The 18,930-nt window shown below is 47.6% G+C and carries 14 protein-coding genes; 7 read left to right on the top strand and 7 right to left on the bottom strand.

The genetic code is table 11. The annotated features are described in order from the left end of the window. Window positions 1-100: 100 nt before the first annotated feature. Window positions 101-5,089, top strand: a complete 4,989-nt coding sequence (locus tag J0L70_RS19690; protein ID WP_287455614.1) for a translocation/assembly module TamB domain-containing protein — start codon at window positions 101-103, stop codon at window positions 5,087-5,089. Here the strand turns inward: J0L70_RS19690 and trxA are convergent. The 3 genes from trxA to J0L70_RS19675 all read right to left on the bottom strand — a co-directional run bounded on the left by trxA (window position 5,086) and on the right by J0L70_RS19675 (window position 6,632). Beyond that, on the bottom strand, window positions 5,086-5,403 hold the full coding sequence (gene trxA, locus J0L70_RS19685) for a thioredoxin (RefSeq protein ID WP_017286133.1): 318 nt from the start codon (window positions 5,401-5,403) through the stop codon (window positions 5,086-5,088). The two genes, J0L70_RS19690 and trxA, sit on opposite strands and share 4 nt — an antisense overlap. Before the next feature lie 181 nt (window positions 5,404-5,584). After that, complete coding sequence (locus J0L70_RS19680; RefSeq protein WP_017286132.1) at window positions 5,585-5,800, bottom strand: Nif11-like leader peptide family natural product precursor; 216 nt, start codon at window positions 5,798-5,800, stop codon at window positions 5,585-5,587. A 139-nt stretch (window positions 5,801-5,939) separates the two neighbouring features. Continuing rightward, entirely contained in the window at window positions 5,940-6,632 is a 693-nt protein-coding gene (locus tag J0L70_RS19675) for an exopolysaccharide biosynthesis protein (protein ID WP_017286131.1), read from the bottom strand. A 379-nt stretch (window positions 6,633-7,011) separates the two neighbouring features. On the opposite strand from J0L70_RS19675, the gene J0L70_RS19670 reads away from it, so the two are divergent. The 3 genes from J0L70_RS19670 to J0L70_RS19660 all read left to right on the top strand — a co-directional run bounded on the left by J0L70_RS19670 (window position 7,012) and on the right by J0L70_RS19660 (window position 9,903). Continuing rightward, on the top strand, window positions 7,012-7,806 hold the full coding sequence (locus tag J0L70_RS19670; RefSeq protein ID WP_287455613.1) for an S-layer homology domain-containing protein: 795 nt from the start codon (window positions 7,012-7,014) through the stop codon (window positions 7,804-7,806). Window positions 7,807-8,045: 239 nt separating this feature from the next. Beyond that, window positions 8,046-9,356, top strand: a complete 1,311-nt coding sequence (locus J0L70_RS19665; protein ID WP_017286128.1) for a hemolysin family protein — start codon at window positions 8,046-8,048, stop codon at window positions 9,354-9,356. Window positions 9,357-9,480: 124 nt separating this feature from the next. Beyond that, window positions 9,481-9,903, top strand: a complete 423-nt coding sequence (locus J0L70_RS19660; protein WP_287455612.1) for a GFA family protein — start codon at window positions 9,481-9,483, stop codon at window positions 9,901-9,903. 167 nt (window positions 9,904-10,070) lie between these two features. Here the strand turns inward: J0L70_RS19660 and J0L70_RS19655 are convergent, their stop codons facing one another. Beyond that, on the bottom strand, window positions 10,071-10,874 hold the full coding sequence (locus tag J0L70_RS19655) for an inositol monophosphatase family protein (protein WP_017286126.1): 804 nt from the start codon (window positions 10,872-10,874) through the stop codon (window positions 10,071-10,073). A gap of 107 nt (window positions 10,875-10,981) precedes the next feature. Here J0L70_RS19655 and J0L70_RS19650 point away from each other — a divergent pair, with 107 nt between their 5' ends. After that, a complete protein-coding gene (locus J0L70_RS19650; RefSeq protein WP_287455611.1) occupies window positions 10,982-11,566 on the top strand; it encodes an endonuclease dU in 585 nt (194 codons plus the stop codon). 130 nt (window positions 11,567-11,696) lie between these two features. Further along, entirely contained in the window at window positions 11,697-12,578 is an 882-nt protein-coding gene (locus J0L70_RS19645) for a DUF4351 domain-containing protein (protein ID WP_287455610.1), read from the top strand. A gap of 342 nt (window positions 12,579-12,920) precedes the next feature. On the opposite strand, the gene J0L70_RS19640 is transcribed toward J0L70_RS19645, so the two are convergent. From J0L70_RS19640 to J0L70_RS19630, 3 genes are all read right to left on the bottom strand, one after another. Beyond that, the gene (locus J0L70_RS19640; RefSeq protein WP_017286123.1) at window positions 12,921-13,505 is read right to left on the bottom strand and encodes a hypothetical protein; all 585 of its coding nucleotides are present in this window, start codon (window positions 13,503-13,505) and stop codon (window positions 12,921-12,923) included. 174 nt (window positions 13,506-13,679) lie between these two features. Further along, window positions 13,680-15,215, bottom strand: coding sequence for a hydroxysqualene dehydroxylase (locus J0L70_RS19635; protein ID WP_353736650.1), 1,536 nt, complete (start codon window positions 15,213-15,215; stop codon window positions 13,680-13,682). A 27-nt stretch (window positions 15,216-15,242) separates the two neighbouring features. After that, complete coding sequence (locus J0L70_RS19630) at window positions 15,243-17,282, bottom strand: S9 family peptidase (RefSeq protein ID WP_287455609.1); 2,040 nt, start codon at window positions 17,280-17,282, stop codon at window positions 15,243-15,245. A 186-nt stretch (window positions 17,283-17,468) separates the two neighbouring features. On the opposite strand from J0L70_RS19630, the gene J0L70_RS19625 reads away from it, so the two are divergent. Next, window positions 17,469-18,917, top strand: coding sequence for a serine/threonine protein kinase (locus J0L70_RS19625; protein ID WP_287455608.1), 1,449 nt, complete (start codon window positions 17,469-17,471; stop codon window positions 18,915-18,917). Window positions 18,918-18,930 lie beyond the last annotated feature (13 nt).

Genomic DNA, 18,930 nt, shown 5'->3' with positions numbered 1-18,930 from the left:
CCGAAGCCAGACAGTAGCAAGAGATTCTGTCAAATTATTTGCATCAGAGTTTCTTGAGGTGTGGTAACTATAGATTGGCTTTCTATCTCTGTTCGAGCCGATGACTCAAGCCCCTGATCCAAATAATCGCCCCCAATCTCCTGCCCGTCGCCGGTTGTGGCTCACGCTGCTTGGACGAGTCGGACTCCCGATCGCCGTTCTGGGTGCAGTCGGAATTGCGTACGGAATTTGGTATGGGTCAAAATTTGTACAAGAAGATCTTGCGCCGCTCGTTCAGAATAACTTGAGTGAATTGCTCGATCGTCCGGTGGAATTAGGACGAGTTGAGCGCTGGTCACTCACCGGATTACAGTTTGGCAAAAGCTCGATTCCAGCCACGAAAAATGATCGCGATCGCGCCTCAGTCGATCAGGTACAAGTCGGATTTAATTTGCTGCAAGTCTTGTTGGCTCGCAAATTGAACTTGGATATTACCTTAGTTCAGCCGGATGTGTACTTGGATCAGGAGAAAGATGGAGCCTGGGTTAAAACTCAGATCAAAGCCCAGGAAGAAGAAGGATTTATCAAAACTGAGCTTCAGAGAATTCGCTTCAAAGATGCCAATGTAGAACTCGATCCATTTCCAAAAGCTCGTCAGCAAAGAATTCCCGTCACATTGACGCAAGTCGAAGGTGTGGCGAATTTCTTTGATAACAGTCGTCGGATTGCTTATGACTTAGATGGCAAATCGACAAAAGGTGGCGAGTTTGATATCAAAGGCGAAACCATTGTCAAAAACGGCTTGAATTCTAATCTCGACATTCGAGGGCAAAATTTTTCAGTCACGGAGATCGATCGCTTAGTCAAACTTCCGATTAATTTACCGCAAGGTCGAGCAAATGGGGCGGTCAATGTTCAGATCCGACCCGATCAGCGCACGATCGTCAAAGGCAGCGCTAGTTTCAAAGATGTGACCGTTCAGATTCCACAACTGCCTCAAGCATTTGCAAAGTCAGCCGGAAACTTACAGATCGATGACACCTTAATCACACTTGAGCAAGTCACCTCTCAACTTGGAAAAATTCCAATTACAGGGAACGGCAAAATCGATACTGAGAAAGGCTTCAATGTTGCTGCGAATGTGAAGGCAGTGAGCATTGCAGATTTCTTTGACACGTTCAACGTCGAACTGCCTTTTGCGGCGGCTGGTGAAGCAACCGCAGAAGTAAAAGTGACAGGAGCCATTGACGCTCCCGTGATTACAGGTCGAGCGAGAACAACGAAAATCGCCAGCGTCGATCGCATTAATCTCACACAAGCAAGCACTGATTTTCGTCTAGATAGCAAAACTCTGAATCTCGCTCTGAATAACATTCGAGCGATTCCCGAAGTCGGTGGAGAAGTTGTGGCAAGTGGTGCGCTGGATCTAAATGCACCCCAGTCGATCGCCGTCAATTATCAAGCTCGCAACCTTCCCGGAGATGCGATCGCGAAACTCTATAATTCTGGAACTTTACCGATCACAGTTGGACGGGTGAATGCCCGTGGGCAGGTGATTGGACGCTTAGATCAAGTGCAGACAATCGCTCAGTTTCAAGCCCCCGAAGCCACTTATCCAGGCGTGGGTGAAGTGGTCGTGACCGGCGGCAATACGATTGTCCGCAATGCCGTGTTCCAAGTTGCAGGCGGAACCGTCACGGCTCAAGGTCGCACGTTGAATGGACGTTGGCAAGGAACTGTGCAAGCCTCAAATGTACAAGCGAGCCAGTTTTCACCTCAGATTCAGGGTGTCATTAATGGAAATGCTCAGCTTGCTGGATCATTAACGAATGTTAGCCCAGAAAATATTCAGGCACGGGGACAAGCTCGACTGACCAATGGAAATAGTTTTATCAATGCTGACTTTAATGCGATCGCGGGACGATGGCAGGCAGACACTCAGATTGCGGGCATTGCACTGAGACAGTTTTCACCAGATCTGCGAGGAGATCTAAGTGGGAATGTCAGAGTTGCAGGATTGATCAACGATCTGCGTCCCGATGCAATTCGCGCGGATGGACAAGTGAGATTGTCTCAAGGCATTTCATTGATTGATCAGCCGCTTGTGGCGCAAGTCAACTGGGATGGTCAGAAGCTTAACATTCCCCAAGCAACGGCTCCAGGATTTCGTGCAAATGGCACGATTCTGGCAAATGTGCAGGGAACTCCTCAAATCACAGGCTTGGATTTGAACATTCGAGCCACGAACTATGCGCTGTCTAATCTGCCAATTCCCCGTCCGCCTGTGACGCAACTGACGGGTGCAATCGATTTAGTCGGACGAATTACGGGCACGCCGGATAGTCCAAACGTGGTGAGCAATGTTGCAGTCAAAAACTTTTCGCTGAATGGGATTACGTTCGATCCATTGCTCAGAGGAACATTAAATCTGTTACCCAGAGGCTTTGATCTCAAAGTAGCAGGCATTCAAGATCGAATTGCATTGGATTTAGATCCCACCTTCCGACCGCGATCGCTCAATGTTCAGCGCGGGGCATCGACCTTAGCCGGAAAGACCGTTGGCAATGTTTTCCAAGTCGCGATTAATCAATTTCCGATCACTGGACTTGTTCTACCTGGAGTCAATCTCGCGCCTTATGGTGGCATCGGTGGAACTTTAGCGGGAACACTCAACATTGATCTCGACCAATTGCGCGTCTTGAATGGGAGAGCCTCGATTCAGAACTTCCGGCTCGGCTCTTTCCAAACCGATGTAGCTGCAACAACCTTTGTCAATCGCAATAATGTCTTTGAATTTAGCGAGACCGTGCTGACGAGAGGAGAAAGTCAGTACAGAATTTCCGGCAATGTAGACTTGAGAACTCAACCGAGATTTAATGGTGAAATTGCCATTGCCCAAGGCAGAATCGAAGATGTACTCGGTGGCTTACAGTTCTTCGATCTGCAAGATTTTACACGGGGCGCACAGCCTCCAAGTTACGATCGCGCATCTGCTCTGAACCCTGTGTCCGTTGGCAATCCTCAAGCTCCTTTGTTCGATCAACTGCGCCGCTTTGCTGAAATCAACGAGCTATTGAAGCTCAACGCTCAAGCCATTCAGAACAATCGCATTCCTCAAATCGCTGATCTACGCGGAAACTTCGGTGGAACGATTAAAATTGCAGCTTCCCTGGATCAAGGCGTTCAAGCCGATTTTGATCTCAGAGCACAAGCGGTTGAATTTCGCCCTTATCCCTCATTCTTGACCGTGACAGAGGGCAAGCTGCAACCGATCAACGATCGCGTACTCAAAGCGGAGAGTGTGATTGCCCTCGGCAGGCTCGACAATGGCATTGTCACTCTAGAGCCTTTAAGAATTCAATCTGGGGATTCTCAAATCAATCTAACCGGGCAGTTTGGGGGCGAAACGCAGTTCGGACAGTTGGAAGCACGCAACTTACCGATCGCGGCGATTGAACCGTTCTACCCGCTGCCGCTCGGGATTGATGGCAATCTCAATGCCAGTGTCACCGTCAGTGGATCGCGGACAAATCCCTCGGCAGTTGGACAGATTCAAGTCACAGATGGTTTCCTCAACGGCAAAACAGTTGAATCTGCGGTTGGCAACTTTAGCTATACCAACTCTCGACTGAGCTTTGGCAGCAACATTGGCTTAGTTGCGACTGAGCCGATTTTGATTGAAGGCAGTTTTCCGTACCAGTTCTTACCCGATAGTGTTCGCCCTGATAGTAGTGATATCAGCCTGAATGTCAATGTCAAAAATGAAGGCTTAGCCGTGCTGAATGTCTTTGTTCCACAGCTTGCCTGGCGAGGGGGACAAGGAACCGTCCAACTGAATGTCAGTGGAACCTTGCTGCGTCCGAGAGTCATTGGATCAATTCAGGTTGCCGATGCCACAATCGAAGCAACTGCGCTGCAAGAGCCAATTACAGGCTTAACAGGCAATATTCAACTGAATGGCGATCGCTTGACGATCGACAGTTTGCAAGGACAGTTCAATCAAGGACAACTGATTGCCAAAGGAACCTTACCGATTTTTCTAGAAAGTAGTGCTGATCCAGAAAATCCGTTGCAATTAGTCCTCGATCGCTTAGCTATCAATCGTAAAGGACTGTATCAAGGCGGAGTGTCGGGTAATATCACAGTCACCGGAACTGCCTTTGCACCCGAAATTGGTGGACAAGTTGAACTGGCAAATGGACAGGTTCAACTCCCAGATAATGCTGCGAGTTCTGCTCAACCACCTGCGAGTCCTAGTCAGCCGGACAATCAGACAAATCTAACCTTCAGAAACTTAAACATTGTCTTAGGCAATCGCCTGCAAATTGTCAGCGCCCCCTTGATTAATTTTCTGGCAACTGGAACCTTGAGCGTCAATGGCACGCTGAATGCTCTCAGACCGGAAGGAACAGTGCGCCTGAGAAGTGGACAAGTGAATCTGTTTACAACGCAATTTGTATTAGAGCGAGGCTATCCTCAAACTGCGGTGTTTGAGCGCGATCGCGGGCTAGATCCGATTCTGAATATTCGGTTAATTGCTTCTGTGCCAGAAGTAACGCGTAGTCGCATCGCCACACCTGGAACCGCAGAATTTACAGACGATTCACTCTTTGCTTCGAGTCTCGGCGCATTCCGAACTGTGCGAGTTCAAGCGAATGTGACAGGACCTGCTAGCCAAATCTTTCAGAATCTAGAACTCACGAGTAGTCCTAGCCGAAGCACGAGTGAGATTGTTTCACTGATTGGCGGGGGATTTGTCAATACGCTTGGACGGGGAGATAGTCCGTTAGGAATTGCTAACCTAGCAGGCTCAGCGTTGTTAACGAATATTCAAGGCTTTATTGGCAATGCGATCGGACTCAGCGATTTTCGATTGTTTCCCACGTTATTGAGAAATGAAGAGCGACGAGAATCGAGTCTTGGATTAGCCGCGGAGGTGGGAGTGGATATCACTCGCAATCTTTCTGCATCAGTATTGCGAGTGCTGACTGCGGATGAACCCACTCAATTCGGTCTTCGTTACCGCATTAACGACAATTTCCTGTTCCGAGGCTCAACAGACCTCTCTGGTCAAAACCAAGCCGTACTAGAGTACGAACTGAGATTCTAGAGGAACGTCCGGACGCGATCGACGAGTTGATTCGGTCGAATCACACCTTCGATCTTATCGACTGGCTGGGATTCCTTGAATAAAACCAGGGTGGGTAATGCTGTGATGCTGTACTGACTAGCGATTTCAGGATACTTATCTACATCGATCTTAACGATTTTTACTGTGCCGTCTAAATCGTCTTTTGCGAGATCGAGAAACCCTGACATCATTTGGCAAGGACCGCACCAAGTCGCGTAGAAGTCTACAAGAATCGGTGTCTCTGAACCCGTCAGTAATTCCTCAAAGCTGTTAAATTGCTGCTTTGTAGCCATTTGAGCCTATTTGCCTCCAATACCGTGTTCTACTACACTAGCGCGTCCAGTCAAAACCGTCTCAACAGAGAGAGTAGAGATTTATGAACGAAGAAGCACCCTAGTACTCATCTACTAAATCCATCAAAATTTCATGCTAACAATGGCAGAGAGTTGCCTCTCTGCCATTGTGTCCAGTTCTCTACCGAAGTAGTGCTTTTACTAGCTTTGGATGTAACTGTTCGGGATCAAATTGCGGTTCATTGGGCGGATAAAGCTCTTCTTCCGCAAAAGCAAACCCGTATTCCTGACTGAGCGCGACTAGTTCTTTTGCCCGCTCACAGGTTTTCAGTTTTTCTTGGAGTTCAGCATTCGTTTTCGCGGTTTGGGCAAACGATTTGATTTGATTTGCAGCCATGTTGACCTCTTGGTTTGTCTTTCTACAAATATCGAATCGCCCCGTCCGTTTCTGATTTTAAGCAGAACTTCCAGCGATGGTGCATCAATTTCTATTAAAAAATTACTGCTAAATCAGAAGAAGCATGAATTTCTAAAACTTAACGCCCTAATGCACCTTTGATCATATCGAGGAGACTCGTGCCACCAAACGCGATCGCGAGCAAAATCGAAGACGACAGAATAAACCCACACACGCAGAGAACGAGTCCACCGAGACTAATGGCTCCGTCATCATCTAGCAAGCCAAAGCCCGTGACAAAGATCCCCATCGCTGGCAGTGTATTGGTGCCGGGAATAGGAATCATCATCGAAATTGACATCAGAGAGATTGCTAAGCCAATGACTGTGCGACCAGGAAGACTGGTACAAACCTGAGTCAAGCGCGGACGAGAAATCGATTCAATCCGTCGTAGCCAAGGCAATCCTACTTTGAGGACTTGGCGAACTTGCTTCAATGCAAAGCCATGATTCTGCCAACTGTTGGGAAACCAAGGTTGATCTCGTCCAGCTAGCAACTGTACAGCTAATAGCAACATCGCAATTCCAAAAGGAACCGAATAGCCTGGAGCCGGAATCGGGAGAGCAGACGGAAACGACAGCAGCACAAAGAGAAACCCAAAAGTACGCTCTCCTGCGAGGTCGAGAATGTCGTTCAGAGTAACTTTGACATCGCTAGAACGGTGATCGGTTGGAAGATTTGAGGAGTGAGCAATGAGTTCGCTAGCGTCAGGTTGCTGCCAACGATCGTTGTCAAAGAAAAATCTTTCAAGTTCGCTGGAAAGGGTAGCCATAAGGATTCTGCGAAGGATGGGGTGTAGTTATAAAACGCCAAGACAGACGAGACAAATCTACAAGACTTGGGCACAAACTGACCTAGCGATAGGAATATCCCTTGCAAATCTTAATTTGAAAAGATCCTTAAAGACAAAAAAGACACAATTTCGCTGATCATGCCTTGACGATAAATTCGCCGTCTTCTTCAGCAGAAATTTCCGGAGGATCTAAGGTCCAAGTCGATCTTTGATATATCCAATAAGCCGAGATCAGCATAATTCATACCGATCAATCCTATGAAATGACTGTGGCAGTTACTCAAGACAATAGCTTGACCCTAACACGACTGCCAATTTGACTTTGAGAGTCTAGCCAATGTTGATTTGGAGAAATACGATGAAATCTTTCATAACTACGATCGCTGTGTTTGGCTCTGTCTGCTCAATGCTAGTTCCTCTGGTACAGACCGAGACTGCGATCGCCGCTCCATCTCTGCTTCAGCTGAATCAATCTGTACGCATCCAGCCTCAAATCTTAGCTTTTACAGATATTAGCGGTGTTGATGGCGAAACTGAAATTCGCCAACTTGCCCAATTAGGCGTTCTCGAACCCGCTTCTGGTGGGTTTCGACCCCGATCTTCGATTACACGGGCTGAGTTTATCACTTGGTTAGTCAAGTCTTACAATGCCTTGCAAACGCACAACGTTCGCAAACCGACGCTGATTCGCCTGCCGGATCGATCTCGTTCTGCCTTTCGGGATGTTTCCCCCTCCCATCCTGCTTTTCGGTACATTCAAGCGGCTGATGATGCAGGATTTCTAGCGGGATATGAAGATGGGACATTTCGACCAGATGCGGTCTTAACCCGTGAAGAGATGATTGTCCTCAAATCGCCTGTTGATTCTCGCGGTAGTGGCAATAGCAGCCGTTCAGCCGAAAGCTTGCGGAACTTCATTCAGCGAACTAAAGGATTTCAGGATGCCGATCGCATGAGTGAGCGTTACCTCACCCATATTGCTTTTGATCTGGGCAATGCTGCGAGTGGAAGGAATTTTGAGCGCGTCTACGGGGCGAGATCCCGCTATGAACCGCAAAAAGCTGTCAGCAGAGCCGAGGCAGCCGTTGCGCTCTCTCAATTTAGACGAGCTGGAACAGCCGCACAGGCGATCGAAAAGCTCAATCGCAGATAGTTCATATCCATTGAAACAGCATTGCGGAGTTACACACAGCTGAGACAGACGATACAAATTGAAACGATTTGGGTAGGAACTGACTTGTGAGGTGGACTATCTATCGCAAGTCTGAATTTGACAACGGGAAATCGCAGTTAGAGCAATCCGGCTGAGCAACTGATGCGCGCGAAAAGGCGACAAACTCTTCCAGTGAGAATATATTGATTAGAGTTGATACCTATAGTGGCTTGCTCCCTATGAACTCCGTCGTCTTTGAAATCCTCATTATCCTGGTGCTGATCTTTGCAAACGGTATCTTCGCAATGTCAGAAATTGCGATCGTATCGGCTAACAAGATTCGACTTCAGCAGCGCGCCGAGAACGGAGACACCAAAGCAAGAACAGCACTTGCCCTAGCAGAATCGCCCAATCGCTTCCTCGCAACTGTGCAAATCGGAATTACACTTGTGGGGATTTTTGCAGGTGCATTTGGGGGAGCCACTCTGTCTGAAAAGCTCGCTGAAGTGCTGCGAACGATTCCTGCCGTTGCACCGTACAGCCAGGGATTAGCGCTCGGTATTGTTGTCGCTTGCATCACCTATCTTTCCCTCGTAATCGGAGAACTCGTACCGAAACAACTGGCGCTCAATGCACCAGAGCAAATTGCTATAAATGTTGCAAAGCCAATGCGATCGCTCTCAAAGTTCGCTGCCCCGATCGTATCTTTGCTCAGTTTGTCCAGCGATACCTTGATGCGGCTTTTAGGAGTCAGACCTTCGGAAGAGCCACCCATCACTGAAGCAGAAATTCAGGTTTTAATCAGCCAAGGAACCCGAGCAGGTACGTTTCACGAGGCAGAGCAAGAAATTGTTGAACGAGTGTTTGAGCTAGATGATCTGATAGTAGGCGCATTGATGACCCACCGCCGACAGATTGTATGGCTTGATGTGAACCTGCCAGATGCGGAAAATTTAGCGCGAATCAACAACAGTGTGTACTCACGTTTTCCTGTCTGTCAGGGAGATTTAGATACAGTTTTGGGAGTTGTGAAAGTGAAAGAACTCTTCACTCGCTCTAGCACGGGTGAATCGATCAATTTCACTACTGCTTCCAGTGCCCCCTTGTTTATTCCTGAGAACACTCATGCTCTAAAAGTTTTAGAGCTATTTAAGAAGTCAGGACAGCACATGACCTTTGTCGTCGATGAATATGGCGCGATTCAAGGATTAGTCACGCTGAATGACATTATGGAAGCGATCGTCGGTGATTTGCCGTCTGAGCATGTCGAGAATCCGCAAGCGGTGCAGCGTGAAGATGGTTCCTGGTTACTGGATGGAATGTTGTCGATCGAAGAATTCAAAGACCTCTTCGACCTAGAAGATCTACCCCAAGACGATCATCAGTATCACAGTCTGGGCGGCTTTGTGATCACGCGATTAGGACATATTCCGGTTTCTGCAGAACATTTTGAGTGGAACACTCTGCGGTTTGAAGTGATGGACATGGATGGCAATCGTGTGGATAAAGTGCTGGTGAGTCAGCGAAAAGACGGCTCATCTGCAATCTGAGACAAATTGTACTAGAAGGCAAAACCGAGCATCATCATAAAGATTCTTGAAAACATCGAACAAATTAGTAAATTTGTTCGATACGATTGTTGAGCAATTTGAGGACAAAATCGGAGTAGTGCAGATGTCAAATGTTGCCCAAGGTCGCTGCTTATGCCAAGCTGTCAGATTATCTACGACGAAGATGAATCATCAGATTGGAGCGTGCCACTGTAGGATGTGCAGAAAGTGGGGTGGAAGCGCTTTACTTGTGATCGACTGTGAAAGCGAGGTCAACTTTGAAGGCACTGAAGATATTAGCATTTATCAATCCTCCGACTGGGCAGAACGCGGCTTTTGTCGAAACTGTGGTACTCACCTCTTTTACCGATTGAAGCAGAATCAACAATACTTTATTCCTGTGGGACTGTTTGATGATGCAGAGGATCTGTACTTCGAGCATCAGATTTTTATTGACGAAAAGCCCGACTACTACTCTTTTGCAAATGAAACGCACAATATGACAGGTGCGGAATTTTTTGCACAGGTTGCATCAGAGGGGCAATGAACTGCTCGATCGAATGAGTTAAAACATCTATAGCAGCCTTAGACCTGTTGTGAAGTGGGGAGTAGGGAGTAGGGAATTGTTCCTTTAGTGGCTCTCTACTCCCTATTCATTTGAGCATTCACAACTCAAACAGCAGTGCTTCGTCAATCTCAATTGAGTGCCTAAATTTAGATGGGCTTGACTTGGCTCAATTCATGACTTAGCTGCTGATGAATCTTGCCGTTCGTCGCCAAAATTCTTCCGGTCTCAAGTTGCACAGGCGACTGGTCGTAAGCTGTCACGAGTCCCCCCGCTTCTTCAACTAATACAACTCCCGCTGCCATATCCCACATTGACAATCCCCGCTCCCAGTATCCATCCAATCGCCCACAAGCCACATACGCTAAATCCAACGCTGCCGCTCCATCGCGACGCACGCCTTGAGTTAAGTGGGTCAAATGACAAAACTCAGCATAGTTCGTATCCGAAGTTTGACGGCGATCGTAAGCAAATCCTGTGACTAGCAGGCTCCGGTCTAATTCTTGGGTCTGAGACACCTGAATGGGTTTCCGATTTTGAGTCGCGCCTAATCCCTTTGCGGCTCGAAATAGCTCTTGATGGATCGGGTTATACACGACTCCAACTTGCGGCACACCTTCAATCAACAACCCGACTGAAACCGCCACAAAGGGATATTGATGAGCATAATTCGTCGTGCCATCGAGTGGGTCGATCGCCCAAAGGAATTCGCTTTGTCGATCGCCCATTTGCCCGGACTCTTCTGCCAAAATCGGATGATCGGGCACATGCCGCTTCAAGACTGCTAAAACTGCATCTTCCGCCGCTTTATCTGCCTCTGTGACTAAATCCCCCGGTCGTCCTTTCTCCCGGATCTCTTGGAGATTCCCCCAATACTGTTGCAAGATTGCTCCAGCGGAAAGCGCTGCTTCGGTGGCAATATCGAGAAAAATTTCCAGATGACGAGAATTCATAAATTCGTGTAATTGAGCCGTCAAAATCATAGATCATACTGGGCAGTTGGTGGGGAGGGTCAGAAACAACCCAAGTAAGATAAAAACAATCTGTGATACCTCGATCGATGAATCTCGAAACTCTACTCGAACAAAATCGTTTAATTCGCGCGATCGGCTTTGACGATGCGCCTTTTATTCGTAAATCTGAGAATCCTGTGCAGATCGCTGGAGTGGTCTGTGCGGGTACTCGATTCGAGGGAATGCTTTGGAGTGAGATTCAACCGGATGGATGGGATGCGACTGAGACAATCACAAAGGTTTTACTCAACAGCAAATTTTTACCGCAACTGCACATTGTTTTACTCGATGGGATTTCGCTGGGTGGGTTCAATATTGTGGATTTGCCGACTTTATCGAACGCGATCGCGCTTCCTTGTGTGAGCGTGATGCGGCGCTATCCCAAACTCGAAAAAGTAGAATATGCTTTGAAACGACTTCCTGACCCGGAACGTCGATTAGCCATGATTGCTCGTGCCGGGACAATCTACGAAGCCCATCCGTTTGTCTTTCAAGTTTGTGGTGCAACTCCAGAAATTACAGCAAAAGTTCTCACGCGAGTCACGGATCGAGGGCATGTTCCTGAACCTTTGCGACTTGCACATTTGATTGCTTCTGCTGTGATGAAAGGTGAGAGTGGCAAGCAAGCATAAGTTTGGGAGATGGGAAGTTCGCGACGGAAGCTGAGGTTATCGCTGGTGCTGCCGCCATAGTTTTCAGTAGTCAAGCCATACATCAATCAAAAGCTGATAGACTCTTTGAACTACTCTCTCAAGATAGTCCGTGGTCAAAAAAGCTGATATTGGTGGTAAACGTCTCATTAGTCTGGCACCGACTGCTTGGGTGCAATGGGTGACTCAGCAACCCGATGTGATTGCTCAAGAAATCCTCGGATCTGATTTTCAGTGGGTCAGCCGAGAAAATGATGTTTTGGTTAAAGCTTACAGCCCCACGCAGGGAGAGTTTCTGATTCTCAATGAGTTGCAGTTGCGCTACAACGACAAGTTGCCTGTGCGAATGCGAGCCTATGCAGCCCTCGCTGAGGAGAAGTATAGCCTCCCGACCTATCCGGTTTTAATCAACATCTTGCCCCCCGCATCTACAGTCACGATTCTCGATCGCTACGAGGCGAACTTCATGGGGCTACAGTCGCGGCAAGATTATCAGGTCATCAATCTGTGGGAAGTGGAAGCCGCGATTGTGTTTGAGCAATCGCTGAATGCGCTCTTACCCTTTGTGCCCGTGTTGAAGAATGGTGGGGAGACTACAGTGGTACAGCGAGCCTTGAATCAATTGCGCGGGGATCAGCAATTAGTCGAATTGGAATCATTGCTGGCATTTTTTGCTAGTTTTGTGTTGGGAAGTGAAATTGTTCGGCAAATTATGAGGTGGGATATGGCAGTACTGCGAGAGTCACCCTGGTATCAGGAGATTTTGCGAGAAGGGGAACGGTTGGGAGAACAGCGAGGAAAACAGGAAGGGCGACAAGAAGAAGGTCGATCGCTGATCTTAAAACAACTCGCCCGTCGAGTCGGTGCCCTTTCACCAGAAACAACTGCCCAGGTTGAGGCATTGTCGATCGAGCAACTCGAAGAATTAGGTGAAGCATTATTAGATTTCACGCAGATCGAAGAGTTGACAGCTTGGTTAGACCAGAACGCCTAAGAGACAGAATCGGCGACAAGTGCTAAGCCACAAAAATCGCCCTCAGATGTGTCTGAAGGGCGATCGCGACATTCGAGATGAGCTAGCTTTCTAGAAAAGCGATAGCATTCCTAACTTGATCGTGAAAGACACAGTCTGTCGTGCCCCCTAAATCCCCCAAATTTGGTGGACTTCAAGCCAAAGCGTTTTGGATTCTCAAAGTCCCGCATTCTGGGGAACTTAGGGGGCGTTCCCAGATTTCACACCTCAAATCAGATGCAAGACAACCTACCGTGTAAACATCAGGCGATGAAATTGGATAGGCACGGTAGGAAGGCATGTAGAAATGTTCTGTCTAAGTCGTTAAGCCTTGGAAATCTGTGCCCAATTTGGAGGAGTATAGTCTGAGTTCATTGCTCGATCGACATACCCTGCTAAATTCGGCAAAGCTTCACTCGCAATCTCTCGCTGAAGAAACTGATTCAGCTTTTGCTCCCAATCACTCGGATAATCTCGAATCACAGGATGCCGAACTGCGATCGTTTGATATTCCGCAGCTTCAATATTCAGAATCATGTCGAGCTTCAGAATCGCCAGAGGACGAATAAATAACCCGATCGCAGCAAGCTGAAACCCTTGATCGATTCCTTTTTGCCGCAAGACTCGAACAAACTGTGCGCCGTTGGGAATTCCATAACAAATTTGACTGCGATCGAGAATGGCTTCGACTTCAATGTTGTAGCCTTGGGTCAAGCCTGCCTCTAGAGTCATGCCATCATATTGCTGCTCTGGATGCGGCAGGTAAATTGTAATTTGCTGCACAGATCCATCCGTTGCATTAAGCTGACGTGTGAGATATCCCACATGACTTTCGCGATCGCACAAATGAACCAATGCCATATTCAAGACATATTGCTCGAAGCGGGGAATGCCTAATAGCGTGAGCATAATGCTCCTCAGGATTTTGTAGGGTTGACGAGCGAGCTACTCGGATGTTCAACACTCAGGCGATTGCTCCCCGCGACAATCTCTCGAACCCTTGCTGCTTCCGAAGCTGCAATTATACTGAACCTTATGTGCGATCGCGCTAATCCTACAAGTCTCTTAAGGTTTACTCTTGCGTCAAGGTAACCAGAGCGATGGAAGAACGCGACTTGCCCAGTCTCTCAGCATCCGGTTTGTGGTGCGAGCAATATCGATATGAGGTTCATCAGGTTCAACTGGAATAATCGGTGCAGGTGAACCCATTCTGAACTGCTCAATCACTCGATTCGCAGCCTCAAGCCCAGTCACATACGCTTTTTCCTGTGACCAAGACCCATGCCGAGTAATAATCCAATCGCCACTCATCAAGAGATTCGCGATGCTCGTCGTTCCCGAAAGCATCGACTGATAGCTTCCAGGAGCGAAGTGCGTCACTGCTTTCGAGAGTCGAATCACACTGCTATCTATGACTTTCGCAGACCGAAACTCAGGCACACAAGTTGCTAGATCGCGATGCACTTTCGCAACAATGTCTGCATCACTCATCGGCAGCAGTTGATTCGCATGATAAAAATCTGCTTCAATCACACTACCAGGCTGATCTTTCCATTCGTCATGCAGCGCATTCAGATCAAAGAATGTCCAGCCTGTTGTGTTATCAAACCCAAAGCAAGCATTCGAGGGTAGAGGAACAGACACTTTACGATCGAACCACAGCCGAGTTGCTAAGACATCGATCGCACTTAAATTCATCAAGTTACAAAATTCAGGAAACTGACGCAAAGTTGCACTACTGCTAACAATCTTTTGCATCCCAGTAATCCCAACTGAAAAGATCACGGCATCTGCTTCAAATACCTCTTCTCCACATACAACCCCAGTTGCTTTTCCATCTTGGATGATCACATCGCTGACGCGCTTTTGAGTCAGCACTCGCCCACCAGCAGTCTCAATTTGTTCAACCCAAGGACGAAAGATCTGATCTCCCACAGTGCCCCGACACCAAACCACATCAAAATCAGGCTGATGCGCCAAAATAAAGTAGTACAGCATTCCTAAAGCTGCTGCTGCCGAACATTGTTCTCCCGGTGCAAATAATCCCACCAGTAACATCGGCTCAAATGACTCTTTGTACAGCCGAGCAGAGACTCCAAACTGTTTGAAAAGCTCACGAGCAGTGACCGAATCATATCGCTGCCATGCTTCATCTGAATTATCAAAATCAACCACCGCATAAAGCAATGGCAAAGCAGACAATCGATCGCTTAAAGGTAATCGCTTAAACCGAGTGTACAAAAACGTACCTAAAGGCGTAGGTAGACGAGGCTCTTGCTGAAAAATCGGAGACTCGACTTCTAAACCATTCGGAGAATATTGCGAAGAGCGAGTCCAGTCCGTAAAAGGCTGCAAGCCTAACTGTTCAACCAGCGAGAAAATATTGCGGTAGGGATACCAGAATCCATGAATTCCCGCTTCGACCGATCGACCTTGCGCCGTTTTCCAACCTGCAACCAGTCCACCTGGATACCCGCCTGCTTCTAAGAGCGTGACATCATACCCTTGTTTTGCCAGATGATAGGCTGAACCTAAGCCAGCCCATCCTGCTCCGACGACAACGACTTTGGGAGATTTCTGAGTTTGATTCATCGATCGAGTTTCGCTAACCGCTTTCACAGCATACCAAGCTCTGCTGGCACGCCATCAGGTAATCTTCCACTGATCGAGTAGAAAAGCGTATTCAAAGGCAATTTCTTTTAATCGCTCATATCGTCCCGATGCACCACCATGTCCGGCTCCCATGTTGGTTTTTAAGAGTAAAACGTTTGTGTCAGTTTTGAGGTCACGGAGCTTTGCTGTCCATTTTGCAGGTTCCCAGTAAGAAACACGCGGATCGTTTAAGCCAGCAGTTACAAGCAACGCGGGATATGCCTTGGCTTCAACATTATCGTAAGGCGAATAGCCTTTCATATAAAAGTAAAACTCTCGCTCATTTGGATTGCCCCACTCTTCCCATTCTATTGCTGATAAAGGCAGCGAGGTATCTAAAATCGTAGTAACAACATCAACAAAAGGAACTTGCGCGATCGCGGATCGAAACAAGTCTGGACGCTGATTAATCACTGCACCGACAAGCAATCCACCCGCACTGCCGCCAGAAATTGCTAAATGATCACGATCTGTCCAACCTGCTTGAATCAACGTTTCGGCACAGGTAATAAAATCACTGAAAGTATTCTGCTTTTGCAAGAATTTTCCATCTAAATACCACTTGCGCCCGAGTTCCGACCCCCCTCGAATATGCGCGATCGCGAGAACTACACCTCGATCGAGTAAAGCTAATCGAGTAGACGAAAAAACATCTGGATAGTTAACGCCATAAGAGCCATACCCTGTCATCAGTAAAGGATTTTGACCATTGCGATCGAGATCTGCTCGGTACACGATCGACAAAGGAATCTTTGCACCATCGGCTGCGATCGCTTCGAGTCGTTCACTCTTATATTGAGTGCGATCGTAGCCACCTAAAACAGGGGTTTCTTTCTTAAGTTCGCGGATCTGTGTGTCGAGATTGTATTCAAAAATCGAAGATGGCGTAACTAGCGAAGTGTAGCCAAACCGAAGAATCTGCGTATTGAATTCTGGATTGATCGATTCTGAAACTTCGTAAGTGGGTTCGGGAAATGAGATGCGATGTTCTTCCTGAGTGGACAATTTACGCACTCGAATATTCGGCAGTCCAGATTCGCGATCGTAAATGACTAAATGATCGGCAAACGCACTGATACCCATTAAAAATACATCTTCATGATGTTCAATCACTGTCTTCCAATGTTCAACGCTCGGATTGCTCACCGGAGCTTGCATGAGTTTGAAATTCAGCGCGTTGTCATTCGTCAGAATATAAAAGGTATCCGTATGATGCTCAATTTCATACTCAATTCCAGTCTCGCGGGGACGAATTAGGCGAAACTCCCCATTCGGATCATTCGCATCGAGATAGTAAACTTCCGAGGTAATGTTACTACCTAAACTCAGAAGCAAATACGCTTCACTCCGAGTTTTATCAATACCGAGGAAATAAGAATCATCTGCTTCATGAAACAGCAGTTGATCCGACTCTGCGCTCTGACCTAACTGATGTCGAAATAGCTTGTACGGGCGATTTACAGCATCAATTTGAGCATAGAAAACCGTTTGATTATCATTGCCCCAAGTAAAAGAAGCGGTATCAGAAATCGATTCAGGATACAGTTGATGAGTTGCTAACTCCAGGAAAAATAGAGTGTAGCGTTCTGCGCCTGTCGTATCGGTCGAATATGCCAATAATTGATGATTTGGGCTGATTTCAAACCCACCTAAGCTAAAGTACTCTGTCCCTTCAGCTAGTTGATTTTGATCCAGAAGTATTTCTTCGGGCGCATCTAATGTTTGATATTTACGACAGTGAATCGGATAAGCTTTTCCAGTTTCAGTGCGCGTGTAGTAATAAAACTCACCGTAGCGGTAAGGCACTGATAAATCATCTTCTTGAATCCGCGAGAGCATTTCCTCGTAAAGTTGGGTTTGCAGCGATTCGGTATGATGCATTCGTGCGTCAGTGTAAGTATTCTCTGCTTCTAGATAGGCGATAACTTCAGGATTGTCGCGTTCTCTCAACCAAAAATAATCGTCAATGCGTTCATCTCCATGCAGTTGATGCACATAGGGATGCTTGGGCGCGATTGGGTAGGACTGTTTCATTTTAGGCACACAGAGAAATGACCGAATTAAATTCTAGCGATTTAAATGAGAATTGAGGTCTGGCTTGGGTTGGAGGACAACATTTGCGGCAATGTTCACTCAATGTTCACCCAAAGGAACTCGGAGATCGCGCAAGCGTGACTTAAACTAGAACCGTCTGTTTCAACCAAATTGCACTGAATTGTCATGACTACCTTTGTGGGCAAAGCCTTGCAAAACGGGAAATACACCCTGGATCAAGAACTCGGACGAGGCGGTTTTGGCATCACCTACCGGGCGACTCATCATTGGCTCAATCAAGTCGTGGTGATTAAAACAATCAATGATGCGCTGCGTCAAGATCAGCAGTTTGCGAATTTTCAACGTCAGTTTCAAGATGAAGCAAAACGGCTTGCGATGTTTGTTCATCCGGGGATTGTGCGAGTCAATGACTTTTTTGTGGAAGATGGTTTACCGTACATGGTCATGGACTATATTCCAGGACCAACTTTAGCGCAGGTGGTGTTTCCGAATGCGCCATTACCCGAATCAACCGCGATCGCGTATGTTCATCAAGTCGGAGCCGCATTGAATGCCGTCCATCATCTCGGACTGCTGCATCGCGATGTGAAACCTCAGAACTTGATTCTGCATCAAGTTACAGGGCAAGTCATTCTGATTGATTTTGGTACAGCGCGCGAATTTTCTCCGGGGATGACTCAAACGCACACGAGTATGTTTTCCGAAGGCTATGCTCCGATCGAGCAATATCTGCCCCAAACCAAACGGACAGCCGCGATCGATGTGTATGGACTTGCTGCAACGCTGTATTCTCTAGTAACGGCTCAGGTTCCGATCGCGTCCATTTTGCGCGATCGTCAACCGCTTCTAGAACCGCGCGAATTCCGTCCTGATTTAAGTCCGAGAGTCAATCAGGCCATTCTACGAGGCATGGCGCTAGAACCCCATCATCGTCCTGCAACCATGAATGAATGGCTAGCCTTGCTCCCAGACTCTGAGAAAACATCTGTTTCAGTGCCATCGATCAGATCGGTTCCGGCTGCCAGTACACCCATTAGCCAGGTTGCAACGGTTGCCATTAGCTCGCCTCGGGTCGATCGAACAAATATTCAGACCCAGCCCCCAGTCGTGCAGCCCCAGAACCAAAACTGGCAGCCCTGGCTTTGGGGTGGTCTTGCAATGATAGGACTAGTATCTGGCAGTGTTTTAGCAAGCCGATTTACAAGTCAGCAAACGGTTCCCGTACCTCCGAGATCGACTGAATCGCCGCTCGCTGAACCGTCATCTCGTCCAAAACAGAACTCTGAAAAAATAACTGCGCCTTCGGTTGTCCCGCAAGCCAGCCCAAAAGCGACTCCGAACCAAACGCCTGTCCCAACTCCTTCTCCCTCTGTCACACCAGAAGCGGAATCTGATCCGCTCCCTCCTGTCACGACTCCGGAGCCAGAACCCCCGACGAGTCCTCCGGTTGATCCGGAGCCAGCTGCAAGTCCGACACTCTCACCGTCCCCAACTCCCGCACCCGAGGTTTCTCCAGCTTCGGGACAATCTGGTTCGGGACAGGAGAGTAAGAAAGAGCAGAAAGAAGAAAAAAAAGAGGAGCGCCGTGAGGAAAAACAGAAAGACGCAAATTGAAATGCGAGGTCGT

It is taken from the genome of Leptolyngbya sp. UWPOB_LEPTO1 (genome assembly GCF_017302695.1).
GTDB lineage: Bacteria > Cyanobacteriota > Cyanobacteriia > Leptolyngbyales > Leptolyngbyaceae > Leptolyngbya > Leptolyngbya boryana.
This window is presented reverse-complemented; position numbering and strand designations above follow the sequence as displayed.